This window comes from Bacteroidales bacterium (assembly GCA_018334875.1).
Classification (GTDB): Bacteria; Bacteroidota; Bacteroidia; order Bacteroidales; family UBA12077; genus JAGXLC01.
Genome location: JAGXLC010000282.1, coordinates 1 through 5282 on the forward strand (window position 1 = coordinate 1; position 5282 = coordinate 5282).

General features: G+C 43.3%; 8 protein-coding genes. All 8 read right to left on the bottom strand.

Going from position 1 to position 5282, the window contains the following annotated elements; genetic code table 11:
* Nucleotides 1–289, bottom strand: a 289-nt coding sequence (locus KGY70_16440) for a hypothetical protein (protein ID MBS3776788.1), incomplete at its 3' end; no start/stop codon positions are given.
* 164 nt (nucleotides 290–453) lie between these two features.
* Nucleotides 454–810 (bottom strand): DsrE family protein, encoded by a 357-nt coding sequence (locus KGY70_16445; protein ID MBS3776789.1) that lies wholly within the window; start codon nucleotides 808–810, stop codon nucleotides 454–456.
* A 72-nt stretch (nucleotides 811–882) separates the two neighbouring features.
* Nucleotides 883–1563 carry a hypothetical protein gene (locus KGY70_16450; protein MBS3776790.1) on the bottom strand — a complete coding sequence of 227 codons (681 nt, stop codon included), beginning with the start codon at nucleotides 1561–1563 and terminating at the stop codon, nucleotides 883–885.
* A 79-nt stretch (nucleotides 1564–1642) separates the two neighbouring features.
* Entirely contained in the window at nucleotides 1643–2116 is a 474-nt protein-coding gene (locus KGY70_16455) for a DUF302 domain-containing protein (GenBank protein ID MBS3776791.1), read from the bottom strand.
* Nucleotides 2117–2424: 308 nt separating this feature from the next.
* The gene (locus KGY70_16460) at nucleotides 2425–3927 is read right to left on the bottom strand and encodes a SpoIIE family protein phosphatase (protein ID MBS3776792.1); all 1503 of its coding nucleotides are present in this window, start codon (nucleotides 3925–3927) and stop codon (nucleotides 2425–2427) included.
* A gap of 2 nt (nucleotides 3928–3929) precedes the next feature.
* Nucleotides 3930–4196, bottom strand: a complete 267-nt coding sequence (locus KGY70_16465) for a hypothetical protein (GenBank protein MBS3776793.1) — start codon at nucleotides 4194–4196, stop codon at nucleotides 3930–3932.
* A gap of 5 nt (nucleotides 4197–4201) precedes the next feature.
* Nucleotides 4202–4762, bottom strand: coding sequence for a sigma-70 family RNA polymerase sigma factor (locus tag KGY70_16470; protein ID MBS3776794.1), 561 nt, complete (start codon nucleotides 4760–4762; stop codon nucleotides 4202–4204).
* Nucleotides 4763–4887: 125 nt separating this feature from the next.
* The coding region (locus tag KGY70_16475; protein MBS3776795.1) for a hypothetical protein at nucleotides 4888–5282 on the bottom strand (395 nt) is incomplete at its 5' end.

A 5282-nucleotide genomic window follows, 5' to 3' on the forward strand; every position in this document is an offset into this window, starting at 1 on the left:
CCTCCGTGTACTCGATGCCGAAAAGTGAACTTCGGGCTTCCAGTCCCCTTCTGAAAAATTCCTCTGCCACATCCTTGCTGTTTTCAGATACACCCCCGTACAACTTTGCAAGCTTATCAATTTTGCGGTCGGTTTCCTGCATGCGCTTATCGGTTTCCTGCATGCCTTTGTCGGTTTCCTTAAACTGTTTATCGGTTTCCTGGAACATCTTCCAAACCTGGTTAAAAGATACCGGCTCCCCGTATTCCGATAACGGTTCATTGGCATCGTTTTTATCCTTTTTGCTCATGGCAGCTTGTATTTCTATAAAATTAACAAATTTCCGGGTATTTGTTGTAAAAACGCGAACTAGAAGGGGAATATTTTTGGTGGTATCTGCTTGTGCTTTCTTGAATTTGCTGACGCATAAAAAGCCCTGCTTCGAATAAAGCAGGGCTTCACAAAGATTTTTGGTCAGACGCTCAAAACATTGTAGCCGTCAGCAAACAGGTTGCGTAAGCTGGGATGCCCGTTGTATTCACTTAACAGGGCAATTCCCGATTTCTCGACTTGGTTTTTTACCCCATAGGCTTCGGCACAAAAAGCGCAGGCCCCGGTAATGTGTTTTTTTATACCCTTGTATGGCCCATGAAGCTTATGCGATTCATTTTCAAGCTCGCCGATCCATTTGGTTCCGGCTCCCTCAAAAATAAATTTTAGCTCATCTCTGTGCTCTAAGGTTTCCTGAGCCAGTGTCATGGCATTAGAGACTCTTCCCAGCGCTTCGGGTGTTCCTGTGTCGGCAAAGACAATAATTGCAAGTTTGGTCATAGCTTTTAGTTTTATGATTATCAGTTAATTTATTATATACTGTCTGTTTGAGTTAATCCCTATATTCTAGGGTTAAGCGGAATGAAACCGATTTCGCAGCTGCTTAAAAATGCTGTCGTATTGTCGGTTACTTTTTTGTAGGATCCAGCCCAGCACCAGGCCAAAGGCAATATGGGCCAGGGTAACGGTCGTTAAGAACTGGTACCCGTCTTTAAACTCAAATCCAAAGGCCCCGATTCCCAATGCCCGGGTAACCGGACTTACCATAAAGCCGATCCCTACAAGGATGCCAAAGAGGATTCCTGTCCATATTTTACCCCTTCCTGCAAGGATGCTGTAGATGATGCCAAATGCAGCGCCATTCCAAAAATGGTAGCTCCATCCGGCTATATTAGACCCCAGATCAGGCCCCCGGGCAAACTGGTCCAACAGCAACACACCCAGCAATTTGGGCATATCTCCCGGCATTCCGCCTAGTTTAAATCCTGTTATTCTTATTATCTCCAGGGCCACGGTAGCAACAATACCTGCCACAAATCCATTGGCTATTTGACGGGCCGCCGGCTTTGCTTTCGTGAAAGAAGCAACGCCAATGACGGCCAGCAGCAGAATGGCCGAGGGCAACAGGTAAGTGGTTGCCATATCGGATAGGGGTGCTATACCCGCCTGGGCTATGGGAAAAAGAAGGGGCGCTATACCTGCCAGAGCAAGTGCCAAAATAAGTATGACTAGTTGGTAGTTTGTTGTCTTCATATGTACCTTTTTTCTTTTAGTTATGATGAATCTGAAAGCAGGCCGGAAAGATTGTTTTTATCCGGCCTGCAGCAAATTATCATTCAGATATCATCTTCATCATTTGTTCCAGTTTGCCATCCAGTTTTTTGCCGATCATCTTCACGTTCTTCCCATAAGAATTAAACAGCCCGGATGGTTTGAAGTAGTTGACATAAGTGGTGCCATCCTGATTATACACATTCACTCTTACCGGAATAACCACTCCGACAGAGGGGTCTGCTGAAAAAGCTTTTTTCCCGACGGTAGGGTTTCCGATGAAAAAGGAATGGGCTTTCACCTTCAATCCTGTCATCGACAGAATATTCCCCTGGTTGAGTTCGGAGAGAACCATCATTTCGCCATTAGAGACTGCTTTTTTGATTGACTCAATGGTGCCCTCAAAGTCTTTGGCAGATTCAACCGTTACCGGTTCAACGGATTGAGCTTTCAGATCGTCGTTAAAACCTAAAACTCCTGTTATAAGCACCAATGCAAAGAGAATTGCCGGTAGACTCATTTGTTTCGTTTTCATAATCGTGATTTTTTTAGTTCAACATATTAATTTCCAATGAAAAACAAAGCTTTATAAGGAAGCTGATGAATTCATTCAACAAGGTAGTCGTGGCTTTATCTCAATCCTGACAGATAGATTCAGACTACACGGTTTTTCAATTACAAAAGAGGGTTGGACTTTATAGTTATTGCAATATCAGCATCACAAACCTCTCTGGTGTGGAGGGGGAAATTCATACTGATTCATCATTGACCTGGTGAGTATGATCTTCAGGCCTGAGATACAATATCCGGGAAAGTTTTTAAACCGAAAGGCAGCTTGGGGGGTTATGTTGATAATTCGATTCCCATAACCAGGACATCGTCGATCTGTTCCTGGTTTCCTTTCCAGGTATCGAAAAAGGACTCAATTTCCTTCAATTGTTTTTGAACCGGTAAATTTGACGAATCCGTCAGGAGGTTTTTAAACCGGCGGGATGAGATTTTCTTATTGTACTTTTCACCGTACTGATCTTTATATCCATCCGTGAATAAAATGATCCTGTCACCATTTTCAAATGAGGTAAATTGTTGGGTGAAGGGATCGGTGTCGTGGACATATTTTCCGATGGGCATCCGGTCCGCTTTCATTTCTATAAGTTGTTGATTGCGCAGCAGATAAAGAGGATTGAAAGCGCCCGCGTAATAAATGGTATGGTTCTGATCATCGATAATGGCCAGGGATATATCCAGACCGTCCTGAACGGTTTCCTGGGCATTGTTTGTTTCCAGCGAGGATATCAGGCGCTGACGAAGCTTATTCAATATCTCATCTGCTTTTAGTGTTTCCTCTCTCAGGATGATCTCGTTTAGCAGGGAGATTCCCATCATGCTCATGAATGCCCCGGGAACACCATGTCCTGTGCAGTCAGCGGCAATTGCAATTCTAAAGTGACCGATCTGGTTGATCCAGAAGAAATCACCGCTTACTGTGTTTCTTGGTCTGTAGAAAATAAAATGGTTGGGGAAGACCTGCTGTATCAATTTTGATTCGGGGAGCATGGCGCTTTGTATTCGCCAGGCATAATGGATGCTTGACTGGATCTCTCCGGTCTGCTTTTTTATTTGTTGTTCAGCCTGAATGATTTGTGTTATATCGGTACCGTAAACGTGAATAGAATCCAGGGTGGATAAGCCCTTAAAAACGAAATTGTAATAATTGTCGGAGATGTTGGCGATGAAATGTTTGATTTGCTCCTGTTGGATCAATTCTTCCAGATCCATTTCGCCGACTTCGGGAATAAACTCCTGCAACTTTTTGCCTGCCAGTTGATCCTGGCCTAATAGTTCTTCTGATTTCGGATTTGCGCCAATGATGGTACTGTGTTTATTAATTCTGAACAGGGGTTGGGGATTATGCCGGGCAAAAAGGGCCAGACTTTTTATTAACTCCTCGTCGGAATCTTGTTTTGAGAAAAGCTTCAATGGTTTCCAGCGCGTATTTTCCTGACATTGCGGGCATTCTTCTATGAGTTCCCCGATATGAACATGGAAATTGGTTTTCTTGCATCTTTGACACTGAAGATTCGCATCCAGTTTGGATACTTGCCCGGGTTTAGCCGTGTAATTGCTTAATATGGAAGAGTAGGTGGATACCCCATACGGGACCATAAAAGTCAGCAATATCTGAACAAAATTTAATTTTTGATAAGAAAAGGCAGTCAGTAGTTCGGGCTGGTTGATCAGGTTCAGGATTACCCCGATGCCTAGTGAGATGATAATGGCTCGTTGAACGGTTCGTTTTTCCCTGGCCAGGTGAAAGAAAATTTTTGGCGGTATCTGCTTCAACATGTTTAGTTTGGTGAGAGGTGTTGATTGATTCTATCTTTCAGCTGTTTTACCTCTTCCGGAGTAATATCGCGTTTGTAAAGGCTTTTGGCTATTCCATTATCAATAATTTTGCTTTGTTTTTCATAATGGGTGCAAGCCTTGCACATCATTTTATGGCCTTTTAACTGCAGTTTTTCTTTGAATGAAAGCTTAAAATGAAATTTTTTCTCAATGAGTTCCGTAGCCTTCAGGCAGGAGAGGAACAATTTATGCATAATCTTTTTGAACATGACCTTTAGTTTTTGAACCAGTTTTTTTCGATGCAATCCCTCAGTTGAATTTTTGAGCGGTGAATGATTTGCCAATAATTGGACTGGGATATATTCAATTCCTGACAGATTTCCTTTCCTTTTTTTTGGGTCAGGTACTTCAGTTTTACACACGTATTCCAGTTGGAGGGCAGTTCATCCAGGCATTTATTCAACACCTCTAAAAATTCATCATCGTCTAAGAGGTTTTTCTGGTTTTCTTTCCAGTCTTTGGGCCTGTGGGCGTGCTTCCATTCTTTGTTCTCATCAAAAAAATCAGCTAAGATTTGATCATCCGTATTCACAGGCTGTTTTACCTTTTTTCTGTAATGATCCACGATTTTGTTGTTCAGAATGGAGAAAAGCCAGGTCTTGGGTGAACTTTTGCCTTTGAAGGTGGAGTAGTTTTCCGAAGCAGCCAGGAAGGTTTCCTGAACGAGATCTTTGGCCAGTTCCGGATCCGAAACTTTGTAGTATGCTCTTGCAAAGAGTTCGCCGGTGAATGATTCAACCCATTCCGACAGATCCTGCTGGTTGTCGTTGTCCATATTGTCTTACCAGTTTATGAATGATCCAAGCCATACATCCGGGTTCAAGTAATCCCTTCCCGGGCGATTCAAAAACTGTAAAATAATAAAAATGGTGGAATAATCCAATGGCCACTCGATGCGCATCACTCGATTCCGGCAAAGGCTTTTAATTCTTCCATGGGAACATGATCGTCGAGATGCTTCCCATAATGGGCTTTTACAATCTCCCGGTCCTCATTGATAAAAAAATCAGCGGGTATCAGGTTCATGCTGGCCTGTCTATCCTCAGGCAGATTAAACTCCCGGGTGTATTTTTTTGCCTTAGAGATGCTGGAAGAAAGCATGGTACGCATCATCTTTGACGTTGAACGCTCTACCCCGTAGAGGTTGTATATTTTTCTCTCCGGGTCGCCAATCAGCGGCCAGGGACTAATGCCCTGATGGAAGACGCTTTGGAGGAGCTTTTCCCCGGAACTCTCAAAGAGAAAGATGAGTTGGGTGCCAGATTGCTGGAAGCGAAGGTTATGGCCCATCAACT

What these genes read in the sequence shown, in the direction of transcription:
- KGY70_16445 (MBS3776789.1), bottom strand. Translation starts at nt 810, where the DNA reads ATGACCAAACTTGCAATTATTGTCTTTGCCGACACAGGAACACCCGAA.
- KGY70_16450 (MBS3776790.1), bottom strand. Translation starts at nt 1,563, where the DNA reads ATGAAGACAACAAACTACCAACTAGTCATACTTATTTTGGCACTTGCT.
- KGY70_16455 (MBS3776791.1), bottom strand. Translation starts at nt 2,116, where the DNA reads ATGAAAACGAAACAAATGAGTCTACCGGCAATTCTCTTTGCATTGGTG.
- KGY70_16460 (MBS3776792.1), bottom strand. Translation starts at nt 3,927, where the DNA reads ATGTTGAAGCAGATACCGCCAAAAATTTTCTTTCACCTGGCCAGGGAA.
- KGY70_16465 (MBS3776793.1), bottom strand. Translation starts at nt 4,196, where the DNA reads ATGTTCAAAAAGATTATGCATAAATTGTTCCTCTCCTGCCTGAAGGCT.
- KGY70_16470 (MBS3776794.1), bottom strand. Translation starts at nt 4,762, where the DNA reads ATGGACAACGACAACCAGCAGGATCTGTCGGAATGGGTTGAATCATTC.